We start from the raw sequence: 24,390 nt of genomic DNA, 5'->3' as shown, positions 1-24,390 counted from the left end.
CGACCATCACACCAAAAATGGAGTTAGCCAGTAGCCGAGTACACAGGCTGTGGCAATGCGGATAATCAGTCCAATTACGGCTGCACCAAGTGCTTCTCTTTCAGTAAGGTCTGAGGTTTCAGCCCAAGTGACAGGAACCTGACCAAAGATGACAGATAATGGCAATCCTGAATTGGCAAGAACAAACGAACCAACAATTAATCGGGGATCAATGGTTGCAGCAAGGTCAGCAAGTTGAGCAACTGCCAATGTTGGTGCAGCAAGTACGGAAACGATTCCAGTAGCAGGTTCGATACTTAGAAACGTTAGACTTGAAGAAAGACCTGATTCAATGAAGCTCCAGACACCCGCAAATTTTAATGCGCCGATGAAAAAGAATACAGCAGCTACAGCAGGGATGATAATAAGAAAGAGAAGTTCTGCACCTTCTTTAGCTGATGCAAAAATCGTGTTTAAAAACCGTGTGTTGGGTGTAAAACGTGGTAACTCGGTAAGTTCTACTTTTTTTGTATCTCGATATATCGTTCTTGATAGAAGGAGTGGAACAATCACAATTGGAACAAAAATAGATAAAATTACTAATGGAAAGGCATTTATTCCAAAAACGGAAAGAGCAATCAGTCCAAGAACAAAGGTAGCAAAGGATTGGGGTGATTGAATCATGGTTGCAACGGCAATTTTTTGTTCAGCCTTTGTAGCGTTTGCCTTTACTAAAATCGGTCCAGAAATTTTTCCAGCTGCATTTATATCTCCAAGAATATTGTATACACTGGGAATGATGACTGAAGGATTGATTTTAAACCACTTCATAATGGGGACAAAAATCCGAATTAACCCGTCTGTAAAACCTAATCTTTCTAGTATCCTACCAACGATAACGCTTACAATAATAGCGATACCAATTTCACTTGTGAGGAAAATATCTACAACAACTGGTTTTACTTCTTGAATGATGGTATCGAAAAGCGTAGACATAGAATTAGGAGAAAGTAATAAAATAAGCAGTAAGCCAAAAACTAAAATAACCCCGATGATTTCCCACAAATGCCAATTTGCTCTTGCGGCTTGTGGAGTTTTGTTCTTCTCCATGCTGAGTCCTCCCGACATATAGTTATCATTATCCAATTTATGTCTAAAATTAGGATAGGTGCATGTATAGTGGTTTCCTCTTCATGCATAATTTCTTTTCGATTCTTCATAATAAGGGAAAAAGGAATAGTGTGAGAATATGAATAATAACGAAATCGTGGTTGAGGAACTAAACACTTTATTAAGAGGATGTTATATGGGCATTCGTGCATTTGAACATCATATTCAAAATCTTAACGATCCTGTGTTAAAACAGAGGTTCCAAGCGATGCAACAAGAGACAAAGCAAAATGCTCAAATAATCGCTGAAAGAATCCAGAATTTAAATGGTGTGCCTGCGAACAACGAGGGTCTTTCAGGAAGAATCCACAGTTCCATGCATAAAATGATACTTTCCGACGATCCAGTAGATATTATGGAAGATGCTATAAAAGGGCTAGATAAATATGGAGTTGAATATTCAGAGGAACTTGTTAAGGGAGACCTTGATCCAGAAAGCCGGAAAATAGCTAAAAAGGTAATCGATACAAGTCGGAGACATGCAGAAGAGATAAAAGCCTTACTTAATGGATGAACTCTAAATCATCGTATGACACACTCATTAACACTTAAGGGTGTGTTTTTTAGTGGAAAAAAGACAGCCTAAGAAGACTGTCTTTGGGTTAAAAGATTTACTGTTTTAATTGGTTCAATTCTTCAATACTATCCTGAACAAGGGTAACGGCTTGACTCATGGTTGCTCCTCCACCAAACGCAGCGGTTACACCGACAACTTCGAGAATTTCCTCTTCAGAACAACCTTGATCTAAACAGCCTTTTGTATGGTAGATGATACAATATTCATCTTGTGAATACAGACTTATTCCTAAAGCAATAAGTTGTTTTTGTTTTTGAGATAATACTCCCTCTTTAAAACATTCCTCTGTAAAAGCATTATATAATTCAGCAAGCTTTGGCATTTTTTGAGTAAAAGTACCAATACCGGTCTTGTAATCAAGGAGGGCAGCCTCCGTTGAATTTCTCGCTTCAAAATCCATAATATTGATTCCTCTTTTCGAAAGCTTATTTGTATCCCTTTGCATTTGGGTCCATGCTATTAGCACCATAATCTGGAACATGGCTCGCATGTTTTTCATGGTATCTTGATCCTGAACCAACATCATTATTTCTTTGTTGTTTCGCGTTGTTATTTCCTTTTTGCTTTGCCATCATTTTCACCTCTGCATTTTTTTGGGACGATGGACCTGTCCCTTTGTCCCTGACAAGGATACCTTGTCCAACGGTATTGTTACCTTGATTTATGTGAAGTATTCTAGTTTTGCGTTAGGGAAAAATTTTTCCATATACGAATAGAGGTGTTTTTTAATATCCTCTTCTTCATCCTTCTGATAGATGTATTTCCCGATCCCGTATTTACCCCACTTATACCTTCTTTTTTCTTCGTCCAGTTCCAATTTAGTCATTGGGTAATTTTTTTCGATAACCCTTTTTGCTGGCTTGGTAAATCGGTGCTGAATAAATTCAAAAGTTAAGTCCTTTTTGGCTTCTGGTGGTAATTCTGCCTCTAAACGCTCGAACATCTTATAGTATCCATCTTCCCATCCATCATGGAGGTAGATAGGGGCTATAATGAACCCAAGAGGATATCCAGCCCTTGCAACTTTACCTGCAGCCTCAATTCTTTTTTCTAATGGGGATGTTCCAGGTTCAAAGTTTTTTACAATATAATCAGCATTCATACTAAAGCGAAACCTAGTTTTGCCGTTGTGTTTGGCATCTAATAAATGATCGACGTGATGAAATTTTGTCACAAACCGTAGTTTGCCATACTCTGATTCACCAAAATGTTCGATCGCTCTTTTTAGAGTATGTGTTAAATGATCAATCCCTACAATGTCAGATGTACAGGATGCTTCAAACCTCGTTATTTCTGGGGCGCGCTCCTCCATATATTGATCAGCGGCTTCTAGAATTTCATCGACATTTACATATGTACGAATATATGGTTTTGATCCCATTGTTGTTTGTAAATAACAATAGTGGCAATGCCCCATACAGCCTGTTGCGAATGGAATTGCATATTCAGCAGAAGGCTTTGAGGTGTCAAATTTAAGTGTTTTTCTTATCCCCACTACAAGAGTTGATTTAGCGACACGGTATTTTTGGAAGTCGTTATCGCCAGGTAAGTTTCTTACCTGATTGTGTGATGTGGTATATCGAATCTCAACATCCATTTTTTCAAATTTTTCGAGGAGCTGTTTTCCTAACGGATAATCTAATGCTTTCGGTTCAAAATAGATGAGCTTTGGGTTAAATGGCTTCATTCGAAAGTCCCTTCTGAAACATCCCCATAGTAATACTGATAGGCTTGGTTTGCTTCTTCTTCTGTTGAATAAACAGCAACCTCATTTGATAATGGATAATACGTTTCATATAGAAACAGGGCCAACTCATTCGGTCTTTCTGGGTGATTTACAACAGCTGCTGCTTGGATATTAGCTACGTCTTGAGTATGGGGATTTCGATAAAATACATAAACAACATCACCAGCCTGATACATTTGTTCCATAACATCACCTTTACAGTGGGACAGAGATTCTTCGTCCCAAAATTTGTATTAGCTTGGACAACGAACTTGTGCCTGTGTCCTTATAAAAAAGGATAAATCCTTTTTACTCATTTTTGCTATTCATTCCCAAAGTTATGTCTGTTTGATTATGGAAAAAGAAGAGGTTTCATGCAACCATGTATGTTCCTATCCCATTTTGAAAATACTACCAATAGTAACTATGATTAGTAGAGGTGAATAGTGTGATTGCATTAAATTCAGTAATCGATGGGAAAAAAGCAAACTTTGGCGCGGTCAGAGATATATTTGATTCCCATGGATGCAGTTTTTGTAGTAATTTTGAATACGATCAAGGAAAGTTTGATGCGGTATTATCGCGTGAAAATGGAGAAACGATTTATTTACGGGTTCCTTTTTTCGTTGTGGAAGGGATGCTGGATCATTCGAGTGCCCAAATTCAATTTGGAACACCATATGTCATAAAGCATATTGTGAATTTTGGTCTTGACCATGATGAAAACTCATTTGTCACTGCAACAACTGGACTTGATCAATTCCAAGAGCCGCTTGATAAGGATGGGCGTATATCCGATAAAAGCAGATGGGAACAAGCTGGTGTTGAAATAGTAGAACGCATATATAATTCCATGAGAGACTTAGTATCCTAATGGGAAAGGGACAGGTTACCTGTCCCATTTTTATTTTGGGACAAGGGACCTGTCCCTGTGTCCCAATTATTTTAAATAGAAGGAAGAGCCGTCGATTATTTCTATGTCATCCCTCGTTTTGATTTCTTCTATTAGTTGAAAGAGTGCAGCGTCTTTTTTCTTTGCTTCGATCATGCAGTCGATTTGTGGAACACTCCCTTTAATTTCTTTTAAAAATGTAAAGAACATCTCAATATCGACGAAATCTGAATGATGACGAAACGCTTCCTTGCTTTTTGGACTTGAAATATGCATTTTGATTGGGAGCGGTGAATGCTTCCATGTTTGCACAATCCTATCCCAATGCATTTTCCAATTAGGATTCTCATGGTGGGCAAGATGATGATGATAATCAAAAACAAGTGGAATATTTAATTTTTCACATAAGTATAGGGTATCTTCTAGAGTAAATGATGTATCATCATTTTCGAGCATAATCATCTTTTGAATTTTTGCCGGAACCTCCATCCAATTGGTAACAAAACGTTCAAGCGAAACATCGGTTTCTTTATAATTGCCTCCGACATGCATAACACAACGATGAGTGGGATCTAGCCTCATAGCCCTTAAGAGAAGATAGTGGAGCTTTAGGGTGCGCACTGAATTTTTAAGAATGTCCACTTGAGGAGAATTAATCAGAACAAAGTGATCTGGATGAAAATCCACCCGGATATCATGTTCTTTTACAAAATCTCCTATTTCTCGTAGACTTGCCTTTAATGGTTTCATATAATTCCAATCAAGCAGTTCTTCATGATTGGCTAAAGGAATGAGTCGAGAGGTAAGCCGGTAAAAATGAATGTCAGATGCCGCATTATGCTTTAGTAGTCTAAGTGTATTATGTAAATTGGAAAGGGCAATCCTCTCCAATTTGCGAATCGCAGCCTCTCTGTCCTCTATTTTTTGAAATTGGGCATATGTCATTGTTTTTGAAGGGGAAGCATTCTTAAGTTCTGTACTCATTGCCACGTAGCCAAGACGTACCTTTGTCACAATCATTCACCTCACATATTTCTTCATGTTTACAAGTGAGACAAGGGGCTGTTTGTCCCTACCACTCCACAGTTGAACTAGATGTTCGCTTTACTCCTCTAATTTTCGATATTTCTTCAACAAGTTTGTGCATGGCAAGGTTTTTTTGCTTCGCTTCGATCATGATATCCAAATCTTCATTAAGTTCCTTAGCCATTATTAAAAAAGGCATGACAAAGTCTAATGACACAAAATCAGCGTGTGAACGGTAGGCATTATCTGATTTGGGTGATGAAATATGCACTTTTGGTACAGTCACCCTGTCATTCCAAGTATTGAAAATACGTTCCAAATAAAGAGAGAGGTCGACGTCTCCTATATTTGCCATATAGTGATGGTAATCGAGGACCATTGGAATGTTTTCTTTTTCACAGGTAATCAGTGTTTCTTCTACATCATAGGTTTTATCATCATTTTCAAGTGTCATTTGTTTTTTAATTTCATTTGGTAGTTGTTTAAGGTTTTGATGAAAACGTGATAATGATGTTTCCTTATCACCATATGCACCACCAATATGTATATTAAGAACTCCTTTATCAAGCGCATCTAATGCTTTAAGCATCTTGAAATGGAATTCCATATCGCTTACAGCGTTCGTCGTGACTTCATCTCTTGGACTTGTAAAAAGGGTGAACTGATTCGGGTGAAAGCTCACCCTCATATTAAATTGTTGGATAAGGCGCCCAAGCTCGTCCCATTCATTCTTAAAGGGAGTGATGAAATCCCACAAGACCTCAGGATGGGTGGCCAAGGGGACAAGTGAGCTTGAAAGCCGGTAAACCTCAATTTCATGTGCGATATTATAATGCAGAATCCTCTTTGTATGGAGTAAATTCTGTGCGGTCACAAATTTTAGCTTATCCATACGTTCATCTTTAGGAAGTGCTGCATACCGTGTGAAAGTTAATGATTTAGAAGGACTTGAATCCCATAAACCTAATGCATTTGCCACATAACCAAAACGAATTCTCATTTTTACCCTCTTTTGGGACGGGGGTTCTCCAGTCCCTTTTTTATTTGCAGTGGGACAAGGGACCTGTCCCTGTGTCCCAGAATTTTGTTATATTTAATGTAAGGAGAATATGATGTTATTATGCGGAAGTTTCTATTTTTTATGGGGAGATGATGGGGATCGAGCGAAATTTTAGGATTTTTGTGGTGCTGGCTTTGGTGGGGAGTTTGGTGTTAAATTTTACATTAGTATCGAAAGTGAATCAGCTTGAGGGGCAGGTAAGCAATTTTTCGAACTTTCAACATGATATTATCTCTAGTATTGATGGGCAGGCAAGTCAGGTGTACAGTGCTTTAGAAGAATTTAAGAATGAACAGAGCTGGATTAGTACGGTTACGATGGAGATTGATAACAACGCAGTAACAAATGGCCAAGCGAATGCAATTTTTAATTGGCAGGTCAAGGAGTTACAAAAAAATTCAGACGTTGTGTTTCATTACACCTTTAGTGAGAGTGAGGAATATAAAGCTCTCCCTGCAAATGAAATGCAAAATGGTCTTTTTCAGGTAAAAGTACCTTTTAGATTTGATAAAGAGCCGCAATGGCATGTTGGACTGATTACTTCAGATTCCTATCACAGTGAAGAGGCATCAGAAAAAGAAGCTATTGATGGGAATGATATGATTCATTTTTATGTAACGGTTTCTTATGATGATGATTTAGTAAAAAGTAGCGTGATTCAGAATGAATTTTTAGGGGATTTGAGAACGAGTTATTACGGAATTATCCAGACAGATGTTCATATTTTTAAATCAAAATTAGATATTACGTTAATTAATTATCAGATTGATGAAAAATCTGTATATGTAGAAAAAGCAACCCTTCTAAAATATAAGGGAGATACCTTAATTGGAGAAGAAGAATTGCAAATGGTCAAAGAAGACTCACCAGATTATAGTGAACATTTTTTCAACATCCATCAAGTTGAACAATATGAAAATATCAGACTAGTGATGAAAGTCGAATATAGTAACGGAGATAGCTTTGAAAAAGAAATCTATTAATAGGACAGGGAGCCCATTCCATAGGTTGGGATTCCTTGTCCTTGTTTTTTTATCATTTCAGGAATATATACCTATTCTTTTTGGCGGGGGTATAATCTTTTCACCTTTTTTTATTTTCTTTTTTAATTAACATTAATAAATGTAAGCGTTTTACACGTTAGCGTTGAAAGGGGAGAGTATGGGTGAAGAAATCAAAGAATGACCACCAGGGACAGTTTCAGCGAGAAATAGACAAGCTGACGGGACCTACCTTAACAAAGGGAGGGTATGGGAAAAAAATCATCGCGTTATCGTTAACAGCTACTTTGGCGATGCCACTTGTCGTCATTGGGACACAACCACAGGCTTCAAAGGCACATGCCGAAGTGATTCAGGAGGAATCAAAACAAGAGGATATAGTAAAAAGGGCTTACCAGATGGAACAGGATGCTAAAGCACACGGGATTCCATTATTTTTGTTCGAAGATGGTGTCCCTAAGACCTTTACTTCCAAAGAGGGAACACTTGAAACCACAGATGAGCATTCGAAGGATGGACGTCAGGCATTGAAATGGAAATTTCAGAATGGTTCAAGACTCACAGTAAAAGAAAAAATTAACTTTAAACCGTATGTTGAAAATAATCAGGACCAATCGATCGATACCTTTGTAGTCTGGGTCTATAATGAAAAACCCGTTAATGATGTAGCCACCTTCCAATTTGGCAGAGGAAATAAAGTGGATAGCTGGTTTGAAATGGATCTAAATTTTACAGGCTGGCGTACTGCTTGGGTTTCCTTTGAACGTGATATGGAAGGGACGCCACATCCTCAAATGAATCGGATGACGATTGTTGCACCAGAATCTACATCAGGCACATTATATTTTGACTCCATGATGCTTTCCACACCTCTTGACCCACGTCATCACACACCAGACCGGCAAGTACCGTTTGTGAATCCAACTGTTATGGAAGCCGCAAATAGTCACTGGCTCGGCTTGCTGCACTATTCGAGATTAACACCACCAGAACCTCAATCGGAAGTTTCTGATTCTGCAATAGCAGGTATTCGAGCAATTGATGAGAAGTTTACAGAACTAGTTTTTAAAAAGCAAAAAGTAACAGAGTCACTAGTAAATGATATTCGTGGTGAATTTGCCACATTCGGCATCAAACGAAGCGATGAAGGAGGTATCAGTGGGGGCTCCTTGTTTATGCCGCATTTTGACCAAATTCCTGCACCATTAAAAGAGGACTTCAAAAACTTAAACAATACAATTGACCTTAGAAAATACACTGATTTTATGCAAGTAGTAGCGAATGCGTACCTCTCTACAGAGGACGATAATCAAAAAAGTGAACTAAAGACAATGTATATCGATTTAGTAGATCATTTAGCAGATCAAGGCTGGAACGATGGCAGTTCACAGGGAACTATGCATCACCTTGGTTATAATATTCGTGGATTCTATACTTCCGCTTTTCTCATGCGTGACGTGTTACGTGAAGCTGAGCGATTAGACCGAACCCAAAAAGCATTATTTTGGTTAAGTGGTGCAGGAAAAATATATACTCCCGAGGAAGAAGTAGTAGGGAATATTGATATCTTAAACACAACCCTGAATGGTATGCTTGCTAGTATTCTAGTTCAAGAGGATACTGTGGAGAAGATACGAGATATGGAGAGTTTTTCAGCTTGGCTATCTCAAGGACTTCGACCTGCGAAAGGGTTAGATGCTGCATTTAAGAAGGATGGCTCTGCTTTTCATCATGCGAATCATTATCCTGCATATGCGAATGATGCTTTCAAAGGTGTTACTCCAATCATGTATGTTCTTTCAAATTCTCCTTTTAGAGTTGCAGAAGATGCTCATGAGACACTGAAAAAGGCCTTGCTGTCGATGCGCTTATATTCGAATAAAACACAATGGCTAATTAGCGTTGCGGGACGTCACCCAACTGGTACCCAAGGCTTGGTCTTGCCGCCTTATAGATATATGGCATTAGCAGGAACACCTGATGGAAAAGAGGAAATTGATCGAGAGGTTGCTGCTGCATATTTGAGACTTTCTGATAAGGAGGATGCTACGGTACGTGAGTTCAAGAAGGTAGGAGTTTCAGCAGAGGCAGATCCAAATGGATATTGGTCGATGAACTATGCGAATCTTGGTATCCACAGACGAGATGATTGGCTTGTAGGGGTTAAAGGCTATAGTCGTTATTTATGGGGGAATGAAACCTATCAAAACGCCAATCTATATGGCCGTTATATGTCTTATGGGCATATGCAAATAATGGGTTCATATAATCATAAGGATAGCGGTTATGTCCAAGAAGGTTGGGATTGGAATCGTTGGCCTGGAACAACAACGATTCATTTGCCACTTGATAAATTACGTTCAGATGTACGAAACGTTGATAAATTTAGTGGGTTTGAGGAAATGTTGTTATCTGACGAAACGTATTCGGGGAGCCTCAGTTTACAAGGGCAAAACGGTATGTTTGCGATGAAGCTCCATGAGCATCCAAAATATGATGGGACTCATCGTGCACGAAAATCTTATTTCTTCTTTGACAATCGGATTGTTGCACTTGGATCTGACATTGAGAATGAGAATAGTGAGTATCCGACAGAAACGACGCTTTTCCAAAATCATATGCAAGCAAACACTGAACCAGTTTGGATGTCATCGACAGGGGAGATTACTGAATTTCCTTACCAGGAAAAACTTACTCTCTCAGATGCAGCATGGATGATTGATAATAAAGAGAATGGATTCTATATTCCTGCAGGACAAACACTTGCAGTTAGTCGTTCAGAACAGCAGTCTAAGGATCAAAAAGATGGTTCGGATACATCAGGTACATTTTCAACAGCATGGATTGACCATGGTCATGCTCCTAAAGATGGAAAATATCAATATGCTGTCCTGGTTAAAACGAAAGCTGAGGAAATAAAGGCATTTGCTGAGGCCATGGAAAACGCTGATCTAGCTCCTTATCATGTTCTACAACAAGACCGGAATGCACATATTGTACATGATCAAGCAACTGGAATCACTGGATATGCGTTATTTGAGGTTAATCATGCTGTTGAGCATGGAATGGTGAAAGCTGTTGATACTCCATCCATGGTAATGACAAAAATGGAAGGCGATAAGCTTATCTTAAGTGCCGTTGATCCCGACCTACGTCTCTATGAAGGGATTGAAGAGGATCAATATGATGAAAATGGCGTTCAAAAAGAAGTAAGTATTTATTCACGGACTTGGCGCCATTCCGAAAGTAAGATGAAGCAAATGAGGATAACGATTGAAGGTGAATGGCAGTTAGGAACAACCGATGCCCGAATTCGTATCATATCCGCTACCAATGGAAAAACCGTCATAGAATTTGATAGCAAAGACGCAGAGCCAAGGGAAATACAACTACTGCCTAAGGAATAACATTTATAGTAAAATAATGGGACAGAGGGACAGGTACCTCGTCCCATTTTTTATTTATTGGGACAATGGACCTGTCCCCGTGACCCACAAACCGGTTTCCAAGAGAAAGGAGCAGATACTCATGCCTTTGGAGATTGTTCGGAATGATATTACGAGGATGAAAGTTGATGCGATAGTGAATGCTGCGAACACAGAGCTGAAGATGGGTGGGGGTGTGTGTGGTGCGATATTTCGTGCTGCTGGTGCTGAAGAACTCCAAACTGCTTGTGATGAAATTGGTAACTGCCCGGTAGGAAATGCAGTTATCACTGATGCTTTTATGCTGCCTGCAAAATATATCATCCATACTCCTGGTCCGATTTGGCAGGGGGGTTCTAAGAACGAGGCAAAGCTCTTACAGTCCTCTTATATACAATCATTGGAACTTGCTTATCAGCATAAATGCAAATCCGTCGCATTTCCACTGATATCAACAGGCATCTATGGTTACCCAAAGGAAGAGGCTCTGCAAATCGCGGTATCGACGATTAGCTCATTTTTGATGGACCACGAGATGGTTGTCTATCTCGTCGTTTTTGATAAAGCATCATTTGGTGTTAGTAAAAAGTTGTTTGCTTCCATAAATCAGTATATAGACGAATATTATGTAGATGAAATAGAAACGACATTTAGCCGTGCTAGAAATATTGAACACTATCATGCTGAACCAATGGAGGAAACGGACGAACTCGAACTCTACGAAATCGAGGAAAGCCTTCAGGTCGATAGCAGTTTAGCTGATATCGTCAAGCAATTAGATGAATCATTTTCTGAAAGACTTCTTCGTTTAATCGATGAAAGAGGATTGACTGATGCCCAAACGTATAAGCGTGCAAATATTGATCGTCGATTGTTCTCCAAAATTCGTAAAGATGCTGGTTACACCCCTAAAAAGAAAACAGCGATTGCCTTTGCGATTGCATTACAATTGGATGTTGAAGAAACCATTCATTTATTGTCCGCTGCTGGTTACACATTGACCCATAGCAGCAAATTTGACATTATTATTGAATTTTTTATTAAACAAGCAAAATATAATATTCATGAAATCAATGAAGCTTTATTTATGTTCGACCAACCGTTATTAGGTGCATAAAAAATGTCGCTTTTGAAGCGACCTGCACTGTTTTTAATCTTGTTATCCTTACAATGTAATCAAATTTGAACGGAGGATAACAGATGAAAACAGAATTAGTGTTTATTTTAGATAAGAGTGGATCCATGGCAGGACTTGAAGCCGATACAATTGGTGGTTACAACTCAATGCTAAAGAAGCAAAAGAAAGCGGAAGGGGAAGCAATTGTCACAACCGTTCTATTTAATCACCATTATGATATATTGCATGACCGAATTAATGTGAAAGGAATTTCACCAATCACCGAAAAAGATTACGCGGTTAGTGGTACCACTGCATTATTAGATGCAATCGGTTTTACGATCCAAAAAATAAACAATGTACAAAAACACACGAGTCATAATGAACGAGCTGAAAAAGTACTATTCGTAATTACAACAGATGGAATGGAAAATGCAAGCCGTGAATTTACAGCAGAAAAAATTATAAAAATGGTTCAAAACCAAAAAGAGAAATATGGATGGGAATTCATGTTCTTAGGTGCGAATATTGATGCCGTATCAACAGCTGCGCAATTTGGAATTGATGAGGATTTTGCCGTTGACTACCATGCTGATGAACAAGGGACACAATTGAATTATCAAATGGTAAGTGAGGCTGTCACAAATCTGCGCAGCGGGAAGAAAATAGACCGAAGCTGGAAGGAAGAAATCGAACGCGATTATAGCCGACGTTCAAGATAGTAGAAACTATTTTAGGAGGAATTTATGGAAATAGTAAAGGCTATTAATAATGATGTAAAAGCAATTACGAAACTTGCATTACGGTTATGGCCAGATAATGTAGAAAGTGAACTTACTAGTGAGTTTTCTGAGCTGATTCTGGACCAAAAGGCGATCATTTATTTAGCTAAATCAGAGAATGATACAATAGGTTTTGCTCAATGCCAATTACGAATGGACTATGTTGAGGGAACTGAAAGCAGCCCGGTAGGATATCTTGAAGGTATTTTTGTAAAAGAAGAATACAGGAGGATAGGAGTTGCGAAACAGCTATTATCTGCTTGTGAGAAATGGGCGAAGAGTAAAGGGTGTAAAGAATTTGCAAGCGATGTGGAACTTGAGAATAATATAAGCTTGAATTTTCATTTAAGTAATGGGTTTCAAGAAGCGAATCGGATTATATGTTTAACTAAAAAACTTTAAAAATAGTATGCCTGTTTGCCACTATAATTCGGGGACAGGCATAATCTTAATTTATCATTTTTGCTTCCAATGTAACATGGGGTTTTCTTGCCCCTCCAATAATTTCATCTGTGTCATTTGGAGAGTGCGTTCTTCTCTCTTTTTCTTTAATTCATTATAAATAAACGTGGACTTCCCTAATCCTACCTCTACAGCTTCAGCAGCTGATTGACAAAAATAAATATTTTCAATACCTGCAAAGTATATTGCCGTCAAACACATCGGACAGGGCTCACCACTAGCATACATGGTAAAGCCAGAAAGGTCATTCGTTTGTAATTTTTCTTGTGCACGACGAATGGCAAGCAATTCGGCATGTCCGCTGACATCATGTACTTTATGCAATTCATTTACACCTTCAGATACTATCTCATTATCCTTTACAAGAACTGCACCAAAAGGCTGTCCACCTTCATTTACATTTTGTAAGGCTAGATTAACTGCCCTTTTCATGAATTGATCCAACTTTTTCTCCTCCAAGCCTTTTTATCTATTGTATCAAATCCCAGACTAGGTATCCTTTTTAAGGTTTTTTATTTTTCGATCTGCATACCTAACAAAAAGATATCCGAGGAAGAAGGAGAGAAAGCTTAATGGATAATCTAGAATCGTATGTTTAGCCTTGAAAACACCGGTCGTTTTCAACACTATATCGTAAGCAATATATGAAACAATCATAATAAGATACCAGCCATTCCTTGCATTAACTACACTTAAATAAGCAAGTAAAAAAGCAAAAATAAGACCCGTTACCGTTGTTATGGCAGAACTACCTCGATGTATTTGCTCCAGCCATTCAATATGGTAGGTTCTTATGCCAATAACTGCATGGAGCAGATAATGTAGGGGTATAAATATACCATAAAATGATAAAAGTAACGATCCAAAGTGAATCCATTTCTTTTTTAAATGTACCCACCACAGTCTTGCAATAGGAAAATAAATAACTAAACCAACAACAGTATACCAGGGGCTCCACCAATTAGTTTCAAAAATTCCCCATCTAGTAAAAATGAGTTCAATTAAGGTGAAAAATAAAGCTAACGGAATGCTCCAATACCACCTACACCTCAAAACGACAAATAAAGCTGCAAACGCAGGGAGCACAAGGCCATTAACCATTGCACCTAAATGTGAATCTAATTCATTGTCTAACACACCTAATTTATAAACATAAGCTTTTCCCCAAAGATAGACGAAGTAATCAAATAAAAGAGTGGTACCAGTGACGGTAAAATAAAGAATAAAAAGACGACCCGACCTAACTTTCCAATATACAATTGTTAAAATCGCTAATCCTAAAAGAAATAATACTAGATAGGCCCATAATCCCAAACTCAATAAAATAAACCTCCGACTTGTTTGTAGGTATTTTTACCTAACTTTATCCTTAAGATTCGTCACTTAAGCAAATAACGCTATTTAACCATTTATTTTATGCTAATATGAGAAATGGATACATAATACTTAAAAGTAAGAATATGGTGCTTTTTAGAGGGGGAAATGATGAAATATTGGATAATAGGTTTTGTGCTTTTAATAGCGGTTTCAGTAGGTTTGATGTTCAGTGTTTTTAATGTGTTCGACAGTGCTGATAATCAAAAAGTAGTCTCTTCATCGAAGCAGGAATCCAGTAATGCGAATGATTTTAAAGAGCAGACTAAGAAAATTGGTGGCATTACATATGATTTAAAGTTAAGCCAAACACCAGATGAACATGAAGTTATCAAAGTGATGCATCATATGACCCATCAAAAGGTGAAAGCCGAAGATAAATGGGGTGCAACACCGATGATTCCCGATACCATCCATGAGATTTATGATATCATTTCCAAAAGCGATTTTTCTAGAAAAGAAGATCTCTTAGAAATTGCTAAACGCTGGAAAAGTGGTGATTTCAGCAGAGCTGATGATGACCACAATTATTTTTGGAACTACCAAAACGGAACGATAGGAAAGGCGTATGGGTTAATGAATGAAGCTGAAGAAAGAAGATTTATCATCAATAATTTTGGTGAGGAGTTTTTACCAGATTAATGGTTAGTTCAAAGTATGACCAACCTGCAATGAAGAACAAAAGATGCAAAAACGTCCAAAAAGTAACGATATCACTGCCGGAAATGGTGATGACATTGCTTCAGGATTCGGCTTCCCACTAGTAAAGTAAACGAATAAAACGGCTAAAATGGTTTCAATCATTTTAGCCGTTTTCTATTAGTTTTCATTTTCCCCGATTTTATCAAGTAGGGAAATGGTATTTACAAGATGATTATTAAAAATTTGTTTTGCCACCGAGAGAAGTTCGACAATCATTGGGTCTCTTAGTGAGTATATAACACGATTACCGTCTTTCGTTCCATAGACAATATTTTTAGCACGGAGTACAGTTAATTGCTGGGACACGGCTGACCCTTCACTTCCAATAAGGGTTTGAATTTCATTCACGTTTTTATCCCCCTCAGCAAGAAGTTCTAGGATACGAATCCTTAATGGATGTGCGAGTGCTTTAAAAAAGTCAGCCTTGAATTGTTGCATTTCTAAATTCACTACCTTACCTCACTTTCTACATTAACTCATAGAAATACCTCTGTTTTTCACTACTTTCTCATGGACTCCGGAGAGAGCCTGACATTCTTTAAAAGCAAAGTGTCTGCAACCCAAACATTTATTGTTGTTAATCTGGGTAAGGGCATAATCAATGGCATCACCTGTATGTTCAAAAAAGTTTTCCTCACCGATTACCTCATATAACCCGGTTTTATGAAGAACGCTTTTTGGTTGTGGTTTGATCCCTGAGATTAAAACAATACCTTGCTTTGAAAAGTCCTGAACAATACTAGCTAATCGCCCTTCTCCTGTTGTATCCATGAAAGGTACCCTACTTAAACGTAGGAGAAGAACCTTTGGTTTGTAATTGATTGAATTCATAATCTGTTGTTCAAAAGCCTGAGCAGCCCCGAAAAACAGAGGACCTTCCACATTATAAATACTTATTTGCGGACAATCATGAGAATCAGTCACAACACGACTATCTACTTTTTCATGTTTAGATTCTGGGTTTGGTAAAGCTTTTTCCGTTACTATTATATCACTCATTCGCTTAGTAAAAAGTACAACTGCTAAAATGAGTCCTACCTCCACCGCAACAGTTAGATTCATAAAGACGGTGAGTAGAAAGGTGACAACAAGTACAAGAGAATCTTCCGTTTTTGTTTGTAACACATGATAAAAAACACGGCGCTCACTCATGTTCCAAGCAACTAGCATAATAATTGGGGCCATACTTGCTAAAGGAATTTTTGAAGCATACGGTGCAAATAAAAGTAAGACAAGCAAAACAACGACACCATGTATAACACCAGAAAAAGGTGAAACAGCGCCTGTTTTAATGTTGGTTGCCGTTCTTGCAATGGCACCAGTTGCTGGAATCCCACCAAATAAAGGGGTAACCATATTAGCAATTCCCTGTCCAACTAATTCACGGTTACTATTATGTTTACTATTTGTCATACCGTCTGCAACAACAGCAGAAAGAAGAGATTCAATTGCTCCTAACATTGCAATCACAAATGCCGGTTGAATCAACTGTTTAATTCGTTCAAATGTGATCTCAGGAAATTGAAAGCTTGGTAGTTTGCTAGGAATATCCCCAAATGTTGACCCAATCGTAGCAACTTGAGTTGGGTAAAAAATAGTCGCGATACCAGTAGAAATAAGCAAAGCGATTAATGAACCGGGTACTTTCGGAAAGAACTTTGGAGTTAACAGCAGTACAACTAAACAAATCGTAGCCGTTAGAATGCTATAAATATTAATCTCTCGAATATGAAATATAATCTCTCTCATATTATCTATAAATAGTTCATGTTTCTCAATCTTATCAAGACCAAGAAAATTTGGTACCTGCCCAACAAAAATAATAATTGCAATTCCTGATGTAAATCCAATGGTAACAGGTCGTGGAATAAATTTGATTAAAGACCCAAGTTTAAAAAGACCCATTAAGAATAGAAGAACACCCGCCATAAAACCAGCAATTAATAAATTTTCAAATCCATAAGTTGCAACAATCCCAAATAGAATCGGAATAAAAGCACCAGTCGGTCCACCGATTTGGTATTTGGAGCCTCCAAAGAGTGAAATAAGAATACCCGCGATGATGGTCGTGTAAATCCCATATTCTGGTTTGACGCCTGAAGCAATCGCGAATGCCATTCCAAGAGGAATTGCTATAATCCCAACAACGACGCCAGAAATAAGATCCTTTTGAAAAGAATGAACCGAATACCCTTTAAATCTCCCTGAAAAAGCCCACCTATGTAGCATTTTTATCCTTCCTTCTGAATAATAGAATATCTGATTATTTGAATATATATATGAATCTACTCCTAATAATCTATAAAGTCAAAACAAATTTATGAAAAGAGAAAGGGCTGCCATGAAGAAATCAGGCAGTCCCTTAGAATGATTATTATATTGATAAAGGTTAATTTTATGATGTTTTGTATTAATGATGTAAGTAACGTGAATATATTTTTAATATTACTATTTCAAAATAATGATGAGGTATGTATAATAAATCAAGTAGTCAGCCGATAAAAAAACTTCGACAAAAAGTTACAAAACCTATTGCACTTCATTTACAAACTTGTTATAATAATCACATAATTAATTAATGAACTTCATACAGATTTTATATGCGGGTGTAGTTTAATGGTAAAACCTCAGCCTTCCAAGCTGATGTCGTGAGTTCGATTCTCATCACCCGCTCCAATACATATATAACGCAGTGTTTCGTTTCTTAGATAAACGAGGTGTTGCGTTTTTTTATTTTATAAAGATTTTACAGAACTAAAAAGGATTTAGCCGAGCCACCATGTACTTGTGTGAACATCGCACCAAGAGAAGTCAGTAGTTTTTCACAGCTTTGATTTTGTAAAGATGGCTTCAAATACACAATTTGAATGGCATGTTTGGTTTCAGTAGTTACAGCGGTTCTTTCGGAATCGACAAAAGGGCTTCCAAAGGCTCCCGTCTCATCACTGGATAAAATTTTATCCTCCATCGAAATGTTTCTACCATTAATTCCTAAATACTCATCACCTAGTTGTCCCACACGAATTTCAATATTACCGTTAATTTTATTTGTATCATAAATCCCTATTGGTATTTCATACTGCATCGAAAAGAAATTGTTTAAGTCTGCAGCGGAGTGTATTGAGTTCAAATAGTTTTGCTTTTGTATCCGACGATAGATTGCCTCAACAGACGGACGATATCGATTGGGATCTGTACCAACTTGTTTAAAAATATCTCTCCACTCAGCGATTCCTTGAAAATCTGTAACATGCTTGTCTTCTAAATCAAAAAAGAGCGATTCTTGAAAGGTCTGTAGTCTGCCACGAATCATTTGTGGAGAATCGCCAACTTCGATATGATTGTATTGTATAATTCCTACTTTAAAATTAGGAACAAGTTCCTTTAAATGTGGCGAAATCTTAATTTCCATCATTTATCCCTCCAAAAATTATTGTAAATAGTGTACCATAAATCCTAGTAATTAAATAAATAGAACGGCTTACAAGTCCTAAGAAGGGAGGTTCCAAGACTTGGACACTATACAACTTCAACAAAAAATCATTGATTATAGTAAAACGATTGGAATTGATAAAATTGGCTTTGCGAGTGCTTCGCCATTTGAAGAATTAAAATCTAGATTATTAAGGCAACAGGAATTAGGCTATCAATCGGGATTTGAACCAAAAGATATTGAAAAAAGAACAAATCCAGAGTTCCTTTTACCTGGTGCGAAGTCTATTATTGCAATAGCACTTGCTTATCCATCAAAGCTAAAGGATGCACCAAGGAGCACACGAAATGAACGTCGAGGTTTGTTTGCACGTGCTTCCTGGGGAGAGGATTACCACCATATATTACGGGACAGGCTACAAAAGCTTGAGGCGTTTATCATAGAAAAGTTACCTGATGCTAAACTTCAATCAATGGTTGATACAGGTGAATTATCGGATCGTGCAGTAGCTGAAAGAGCAGGTATCGGTTGGAGTGGAAAAAACTGTGCCATTATTACACCAGAATTCGGATCGTATGTATATTTAGGGGAAATGGTTACGAATATCCCTTTCGTACCTGATTCGCCAATTGAGGATCAATGTGGTTCATGTCGAGCATGTCTTGATGCTTGTCCAACCGGTGCTTTGGTGCAGGGGGGACAAATCAATGCACAAAAATGTGTTAGCTTCTTAACGCAAACAAAAGACTTTTTACCGGACGAGTTTCGTACCAAAATTGGAAATCGACTGTATGGCTGTGATTCCTGTCAGACAGCTTGCCCGAAAAATAAAGGAATTGATTTTCATTTTCACGAGGAAATGAAACCGGAGCCCGAGGTTGTTAAGCCATTACTAAAACCGATTTTATCAATTAGTAATCGTGATTTTAAGGAAACATTCGGATCACTGTCGGGGTCTTGGAGAGGGAAAAAACCAATCCAACGAAATGCGATAATTGCACTTAGCCACTTTAAGGATACTAGTGCGATTCCTGAATTAACAAAAGTCCTAAAGGATGATCCAAGACCAGTACTGCGTGGTACTGCTGCATGGGCTTTAGGCAAGATAGGCGACGAAAGTGCAATTGAAATTTTAAAAGAAGCAAGTCTGAAAGAAAAGGACGAGCAAGTTCTGCAAGAAATTGAAAAGGGTTTGAATATGTTAATCAACTAAAAGGATGCGATGACGCATCCTTTTTTGTATTAGTGGCGCAATTTTTTTGGATTATGCATGATTTGAACACTAAGACCTTTATGGTACTGATAGTTGTCCGAATGATGAGGTAATTTTGATAGAAGGTTAGAGAAAAAAAGTCAGTGTCCGAAAGAGGAGCAGATTCTGATAGGAGAGGCGAGTAACCCCAAAGTCAGAGTCCGAATGTAGGGTTGATTCTGACAGGAGAGGCGAGTAACCCTAAAGTCTGAGTCCGAAAAGAGGGTTGATTCCGAAAGAAGAAGCGGGTGCAGCCCTAGTCAGAGTTCCTATGAATATGGAAAAAAGTATAAGGTCTACCAAAAAAGATTGATGATGAAATACTTAAACACTCCCTACCTTTAAAAACGCTAATATTAAAAATACAAATCCTAAACTCAAGTCTAGTTCACAAACAATAAAATATTTTCCCGAATTACTACATATGGTGTAATATCACAACCTGAAGGTGGTGTCGGAAGTTGAAGTCGACTTTAGCAAAAGTAATTGAGGCTAAGGCACAATTACTAGTTGGGAATCGAAGAAGTGTTCCTTCTGTTAGTTTACCAGTAAAGGATCTTGAGTTTATTCAGAGGAAAAAAGAGCTTTTAGATAAACGTTCTGCAGAAATCGTTAAATGCAATACAAACGGCCAAATCATCAGTAAAAATGAAGTGGATGGAAAGGTCCATCTCAATTATATTGTTCATTCCCAATATTTAATTCGTCAGAATAAAAATCTCTACATTGAAGAGCACTGTGAAGAAAGAAAGGCTGTATTTACATTAAATAAATTAATTAGTGATGAAGAGGTTCCAAAAGAAATAGACACCCATCATGAAGTAATGGATCGTGAAACCCAAGAAGAACGCAATCTGGATTTTAAATATAACCGACTTGCTGCGGTTCAATACGCGGAGCGGTGGTGGAATGACTACAACCCCAAATACAAAAAGTTCGAAGATAATTGTACAAATTTTATTTCGCAATGTCTCCGTGCTGGGGGCGCACCGATGTATGGATATCCGAATCGTAATAAAGGTTGGTGGATGCAAAATAATAATTGGAGTTATAGCTGGACTGTTGCCAATGCCTTGAGATTGTATTTAAGTGGATCACAAAAAGGTCTTCAAGCAAAAGAAGTTTCCTCGCCTAGAGAGCTTTTATTGGGTGATATCATTTGCTATGACTTTGAAGGAGATGGGCGTTTTAATCACAATACAATCGTTGTGGCGAAGGATATTACAGGTAATCCACTTGTTAATGCACAATCACAAAACAGTAGGATGAGGTATTGGTCCTATTACGATTCAACTGCCTATACACCGAATATTAAATATAAGTTTTTTCATATCATAAATAACTAATTTTCTCTTTTTGGTATAATAACGATTGAGGTGAAAGAAAGTGGGACTACACGTCGTATTATACCAACCAGAGATTCCTGCAAATACAGGGAACATCGCGCGTACATGTGCAGCAACAGGGACGACTTTACATTTAATTCGCCCCATGGGATTTTCAACTGAGGACAAAATGCTTAAGCGTGCTGGTTTAGATTATTGGGAGTTTGTAAAGATTCATTATTATGATTCTTTAGAGGAGCTTTTTGATAAATACCAGGATGGAGAATTTTATTTTATTACAAAGTTCGGACAGAAAGAATATTCATCCTTTGATTATAGTGACATACAAAAGGACCATTTCTTGGTATTTGGTAAAGAAACAACTGGGCTACCAAAGGAGCTCATCGAAAAAAATATGGAACGGGATATACGACTGCCAATGACAGAAAATGTCCGCTCTTTAAATTTATCTAATACCGCAGCAGTTCTAGTATACGAAGCTTTAAGACAACAAAATTATCCTGGACTAACTTAACACAAAAACGACCTCTACCCATTGGCAGAGGTCATTTTTTTATTATTTTTTGTTTATGCTTGGCTTATCTTCATAGCCACCTGTAAAAATAGCTGCTAAAAATGTAACAATAACACCTAAAATTAACAATAATTTCATGTGTTTTTCCTCCTTTATGTATGAAGCTCAAAAAATAAACTTCAAAAAAGATACCTAGGTGTATTATAACCTAATTTCAATTTTGTGTGAATGTTATCTATGGACAAATTGTAAACATTTTCGAACCTTATAAAAATAGGCACATATACTGTATAAACTCCTTTTACATTGTATCCCCATATTTTTTCTAAATTATTTTCATTTTGTCCAATCAAGAATATCAAGGGGATTTTTCTTATAATTCAGAATAGGACATGTTGAATTTTGTAAGATTAAAGCATGTTAAAGGACATCCTCGCATACATTTTATTAAACCGTGCAAGAGACAACAAAGATGGAGGAGGCCCCTAATTAATGGATATCTTAAAAAAGATAGAACAATTTCGTGAAGAGGAACAACGTTTGAAGTGGGAAGGAACCTTCGCTGATTATTTGGAAATTTTAAAGGAAAAGCCATGGGTTGCTCAGTCTGCTCATTCCAGAGTATATAATATGATTAAAGATGCAGGGATTGAAGAAGAAAATGGAAAGCGCAAATATAAGTTCTTCGACCACCAACTATTTGGTTTAGAAGAAGCACTAGAGCGATTAGTCGAAGAATATTTTCATCCAGCAGCAAAACGACTTGATGTTCGTAAGCGAATTTTGTTATTGATGGGACCTGTTAGTGGTGGTAAATCCACATTAGTTTCAATGTTAAAAAGAGGTTTAGAGACATATTCACATACTGAAAGAGGCGCGGTTTATGCAATCAAAGGCTGCCCAATGCATGAAGACCCACTGCACCTTATTCCTCATCATTTAAGAGAGGATTTCTTCGATGAGTACGGGGTTCGAATTGAAGGTAATTTATCTCCACTAAACATGATGAGATTGCAGGAAGAGTATGGAGGCAGAATTGAGGATGTTAGAGTTGAACGAATATTCTTGTCCGAGGATAAGCGTGTAGGGATTGGAACCTTCAGTCCTTCAGATCCTAAATCTCAGGATATTGCTGATTTAACTGGAAGTATTGATTTTTCAACAATTGCTGAGTTTGGTTCAGAATCAGATCCACGTGCCTATCGATTCGATGGTGAATTAAACAAAGCGAACCGTGGAATGATGGAATTCCAAGAGATGCTAAAATGTGATGAAAAGTTCCTCTGGCACTTACTATCTTTAACACAAGAGGGAAATTTTAAAGCGGGAAGATTTGCGTTAATTTCAGCAGATGAGCTGATCGTCGCACATACGAACGAAACAGAGTATCGTTCCTTTATTTCGAATAAGAAAAATGAAGCGTTACATTCACGTATCATTGTTATGCCAGTTCCTTATAATTTACGTGTTTCTGAGGAAGAGCGTATCTATGCAAAGATGATAAAGGAAAGTGATGTGCGCGATGTTCATATTGCACCACATACCTTTAGAGTGGCAGCCATGTTTACGATATTAACTAGATTAAAAGCCCCTAAAAAAGGCGATATTGATATTATTAAAAAGATGAGATTGTATGATGGTGAAAGTGTAGAAGGTTTCAATGCAATTGATGTGGAGGAGCTTCGTAAAGAATATCAAGATGAGGGTATGAGTGGTATTGACCCGCGTTATGTAATTAACCGGATATCATCCACGATTATCCGAAAAGAAAACCCATCAATTAATGCATTGGATGTATTGCGTTCCTTAAAGGATGGCCTTGAACATCATCCATCCATTTCGAACGAAGATCGTGAACGCTATTTGAACTTCATCTCAATTGCGAGACGTGAGTATGACGAAATTGCGAAGAAAGAGGTCCAAAAGGCGTTTGTTTATTCGTATGAAGAGTCTGCGAAGACATTAATGGATAACTATCTAGATAATGTTGAAGCATACTGTAATAAAAACAAACTTCGCGACCCGTTAACCGGAGAAGAAATGAATCCAGATGAAAAGCTAATGCGTTCAATTGAGGAGCAGATTGGAATCTCTGAAAATGCAAAGAAGGCATTTAGAGAGGAAATCCTTATTCGTATCTCTGCATATGCCCGTAAAGGAAGAAGATTTGATTATAATTCACATGAACGTCTTCGAGAGGCAATTCAAAAGAAATTATTTGCGGACCTAAAAGACGTCGTAAAAATCACTACTTCTACAAAAACACCTGATGAGCAACAGCTGAAGAAGGTTAATGAGGTTGTGGCAAGATTAATTGACGAGCACGGTTATAATTCAACATCTGCGAATGAACTGCTACGTTATGTAGGAAGCTTATTGAACCGATAATCTAGAAAATTGGGGTTAGGCCAGCATGATGGTCTAATCCCTTGTTTTTCAAATCAGTCGGATCTATCTATTGGCTTATGAAGAGGAGTCTGAATAAGGAATCCACTTATAACCCCTTTCATTGCACTTATGAAGAGAAATTCGAGCGAGAAATCGACCGCCAA

At 37.7% G+C, this 24,390-nt stretch carries 24 protein-coding genes and 1 tRNA gene; 13 read left to right on the top strand and 12 right to left on the bottom strand.

Annotated elements, in window-relative coordinates; genetic code table 11:
* Positions 1 to 6 precede the first annotated feature (6 nt).
* A complete protein-coding gene (locus ACR65M_RS15465; RefSeq protein WP_341332629.1) occupies positions 7 to 1,089 on the bottom strand; it encodes a hypothetical protein in 1,083 nt (360 codons plus the stop codon).
* 139 nt (positions 1,090 to 1,228) lie between these two features.
* Here ACR65M_RS15465 and ACR65M_RS15460 point away from each other — a divergent pair, with 139 nt between their 5' ends.
* Entirely contained in the window at positions 1,229 to 1,663 is a 435-nt protein-coding gene (locus tag ACR65M_RS15460; RefSeq protein ID WP_341332628.1) for a DUF2383 domain-containing protein, read from the top strand.
* Positions 1,664 to 1,760: 97 nt separating this feature from the next.
* Here the strand turns inward: ACR65M_RS15460 and ACR65M_RS15455 are convergent, their stop codons facing one another.
* The 4 genes from ACR65M_RS15455 to ACR65M_RS15440 all read right to left on the bottom strand — a co-directional run bounded on the left by ACR65M_RS15455 (position 1,761) and on the right by ACR65M_RS15440 (position 3,658).
* Entirely contained in the window at positions 1,761 to 2,126 is a 366-nt protein-coding gene (locus ACR65M_RS15455; RefSeq protein WP_341332627.1) for a carboxymuconolactone decarboxylase family protein, read from the bottom strand.
* A gap of 25 nt (positions 2,127 to 2,151) precedes the next feature.
* The gene (locus tag ACR65M_RS15450) at positions 2,152 to 2,298 is read right to left on the bottom strand and encodes a hypothetical protein (RefSeq protein ID WP_165918263.1); all 147 of its coding nucleotides are present in this window, start codon (positions 2,296 to 2,298) and stop codon (positions 2,152 to 2,154) included.
* Positions 2,299 to 2,387: 89 nt separating this feature from the next.
* Entirely contained in the window at positions 2,388 to 3,413 is a 1,026-nt protein-coding gene (gene splB / locus ACR65M_RS15445) for a spore photoproduct lyase (RefSeq protein WP_341332626.1), read from the bottom strand.
* Complete coding sequence (locus ACR65M_RS15440) at positions 3,410 to 3,658, bottom strand: transcriptional regulator SplA domain-containing protein (protein ID WP_099353271.1); 249 nt, start codon at positions 3,656 to 3,658, stop codon at positions 3,410 to 3,412. The genes splB and ACR65M_RS15440 overlap by 4 nt, the downstream gene beginning before the upstream one ends.
* Positions 3,659 to 3,900: 242 nt before the next feature.
* Here ACR65M_RS15440 and ACR65M_RS15435 point away from each other — a divergent pair, with 242 nt between their 5' ends.
* Positions 3,901 to 4,326 carry a YugN family protein gene (locus ACR65M_RS15435; protein WP_440273738.1) on the top strand — a complete coding sequence of 142 codons (426 nt, stop codon included), beginning with the start codon at positions 3,901 to 3,903 and terminating at the stop codon, positions 4,324 to 4,326.
* 66 nt (positions 4,327 to 4,392) lie between these two features.
* Here the strand turns inward: ACR65M_RS15435 and uvsE (ACR65M_RS15430) are convergent, their stop codons facing one another.
* On the bottom strand, positions 4,393 to 5,358 hold the full coding sequence (gene uvsE / locus ACR65M_RS15430) for a UV DNA damage repair endonuclease UvsE (protein WP_341332625.1): 966 nt from the start codon (positions 5,356 to 5,358) through the stop codon (positions 4,393 to 4,395).
* Positions 5,359 to 5,416: 58 nt separating this feature from the next.
* A complete protein-coding gene (uvsE, locus tag ACR65M_RS15425) occupies positions 5,417 to 6,370 on the bottom strand; it encodes a UV DNA damage repair endonuclease UvsE (RefSeq protein WP_341332624.1) in 954 nt (317 codons plus the stop codon).
* Positions 6,371 to 6,579: 209 nt separating this feature from the next.
* Between uvsE (ACR65M_RS15425) and ACR65M_RS15420 the strand changes: the two genes are divergently transcribed.
* The 5 genes from ACR65M_RS15420 to aac(6') all read left to right on the top strand — a co-directional run bounded on the left by ACR65M_RS15420 (position 6,580) and on the right by aac(6') (position 13,157).
* Positions 6,580 to 7,413, top strand: a complete 834-nt coding sequence (locus tag ACR65M_RS15420; protein WP_341332623.1) for a hypothetical protein — start codon at positions 6,580 to 6,582, stop codon at positions 7,411 to 7,413.
* Between the two features lie 182 nt (positions 7,414 to 7,595).
* Positions 7,596 to 10,838, top strand: a complete 3,243-nt coding sequence (locus ACR65M_RS15415; protein ID WP_440273737.1) for a chondroitinase family polysaccharide lyase — start codon at positions 7,596 to 7,598, stop codon at positions 10,836 to 10,838.
* Positions 10,839 to 10,959: 121 nt separating this feature from the next.
* Positions 10,960 to 11,973, top strand: coding sequence for a macro domain-containing protein (locus tag ACR65M_RS15410; RefSeq protein WP_341332621.1), 1,014 nt, complete (start codon positions 10,960 to 10,962; stop codon positions 11,971 to 11,973).
* 83 nt (positions 11,974 to 12,056) lie between these two features.
* On the top strand, positions 12,057 to 12,695 hold the full coding sequence (locus tag ACR65M_RS15405; protein WP_341332620.1) for a vWA domain-containing protein: 639 nt from the start codon (positions 12,057 to 12,059) through the stop codon (positions 12,693 to 12,695).
* 24 nt (positions 12,696 to 12,719) lie between these two features.
* Entirely contained in the window at positions 12,720 to 13,157 is a 438-nt protein-coding gene (aac(6'), locus tag ACR65M_RS15400; protein ID WP_341332619.1) for an aminoglycoside 6'-N-acetyltransferase, read from the top strand.
* Positions 13,158 to 13,211: 54 nt separating this feature from the next.
* On the opposite strand, the gene ACR65M_RS15395 is transcribed toward aac(6'), so the two are convergent.
* Complete coding sequence (locus ACR65M_RS15395) at positions 13,212 to 13,661, bottom strand: nucleoside deaminase (RefSeq protein WP_341332618.1); 450 nt, start codon at positions 13,659 to 13,661, stop codon at positions 13,212 to 13,214.
* Positions 13,662 to 13,706: 45 nt separating this feature from the next.
* Complete coding sequence (locus ACR65M_RS15390) at positions 13,707 to 14,537, bottom strand: hypothetical protein (protein WP_341332617.1); 831 nt, start codon at positions 14,535 to 14,537, stop codon at positions 13,707 to 13,709.
* A gap of 165 nt (positions 14,538 to 14,702) precedes the next feature.
* On the opposite strand from ACR65M_RS15390, the gene ACR65M_RS15385 reads away from it, so the two are divergent.
* On the top strand, positions 14,703 to 15,233 hold the full coding sequence (locus ACR65M_RS15385; RefSeq protein ID WP_341332616.1) for a DUF6241 domain-containing protein: 531 nt from the start codon (positions 14,703 to 14,705) through the stop codon (positions 15,231 to 15,233).
* A gap of 177 nt (positions 15,234 to 15,410) precedes the next feature.
* Here the strand turns inward: ACR65M_RS15385 and ACR65M_RS15380 are convergent, their stop codons facing one another.
* Positions 15,411 to 15,743 (bottom strand): metalloregulator ArsR/SmtB family transcription factor, encoded by a 333-nt coding sequence (locus ACR65M_RS15380; RefSeq protein ID WP_121448829.1) that lies wholly within the window; start codon positions 15,741 to 15,743, stop codon positions 15,411 to 15,413.
* Positions 15,744 to 15,764: 21 nt separating this feature from the next.
* The gene (locus tag ACR65M_RS15375) at positions 15,765 to 17,522 is read right to left on the bottom strand and encodes a SulP family inorganic anion transporter (protein ID WP_341332615.1); all 1,758 of its coding nucleotides are present in this window, start codon (positions 17,520 to 17,522) and stop codon (positions 15,765 to 15,767) included.
* Positions 17,523 to 17,895: 373 nt separating this feature from the next.
* On the opposite strand from ACR65M_RS15375, the gene ACR65M_RS15370 reads away from it, so the two are divergent.
* Positions 17,896 to 17,969, top strand: a tRNA-Gly gene (locus ACR65M_RS15370).
* A gap of 70 nt (positions 17,970 to 18,039) precedes the next feature.
* On the opposite strand, the gene ACR65M_RS15365 is transcribed toward ACR65M_RS15370, so the two are convergent.
* Positions 18,040 to 18,705, bottom strand: coding sequence for a B3/B4 domain-containing protein (locus ACR65M_RS15365; RefSeq protein ID WP_341332614.1), 666 nt, complete (start codon positions 18,703 to 18,705; stop codon positions 18,040 to 18,042).
* 100 nt (positions 18,706 to 18,805) lie between these two features.
* Here ACR65M_RS15365 and queG point away from each other — a divergent pair, with 100 nt between their 5' ends.
* The 4 genes from queG (at position 18,806) to ACR65M_RS15345 (ending at position 24,226) form a co-directional block, all read left to right on the top strand.
* The gene (gene queG, locus ACR65M_RS15360; protein ID WP_341332613.1) at positions 18,806 to 19,939 is read left to right on the top strand and encodes a tRNA epoxyqueuosine(34) reductase QueG; all 1,134 of its coding nucleotides are present in this window, start codon (positions 18,806 to 18,808) and stop codon (positions 19,937 to 19,939) included.
* Positions 19,940 to 20,439: 500 nt separating this feature from the next.
* On the top strand, positions 20,440 to 21,324 hold the full coding sequence (locus ACR65M_RS15355; protein ID WP_341332612.1) for an amidase domain-containing protein: 885 nt from the start codon (positions 20,440 to 20,442) through the stop codon (positions 21,322 to 21,324).
* A 40-nt stretch (positions 21,325 to 21,364) separates the two neighbouring features.
* Positions 21,365 to 21,838 carry a tRNA (uridine(34)/cytosine(34)/5-carboxymethylaminomethyluridine(34)-2'-O)-methyltransferase TrmL gene (gene trmL, locus ACR65M_RS15350; protein WP_341332611.1) on the top strand — a complete coding sequence of 158 codons (474 nt, stop codon included), beginning with the start codon at positions 21,365 to 21,367 and terminating at the stop codon, positions 21,836 to 21,838.
* A 492-nt stretch (positions 21,839 to 22,330) separates the two neighbouring features.
* A complete protein-coding gene (locus tag ACR65M_RS15345) occupies positions 22,331 to 24,226 on the top strand; it encodes a PrkA family serine protein kinase (RefSeq protein WP_121449546.1) in 1,896 nt (631 codons plus the stop codon).
* Positions 24,227 to 24,390 lie beyond the last annotated feature (164 nt).

The organism is Ferdinandcohnia sp. SAFN-114 (assembly GCF_059415045.1).
The sequence above is the reverse complement of the archived record's forward strand: the minus strand, read 5'-3'. Positions and strand labels throughout refer to the sequence as shown.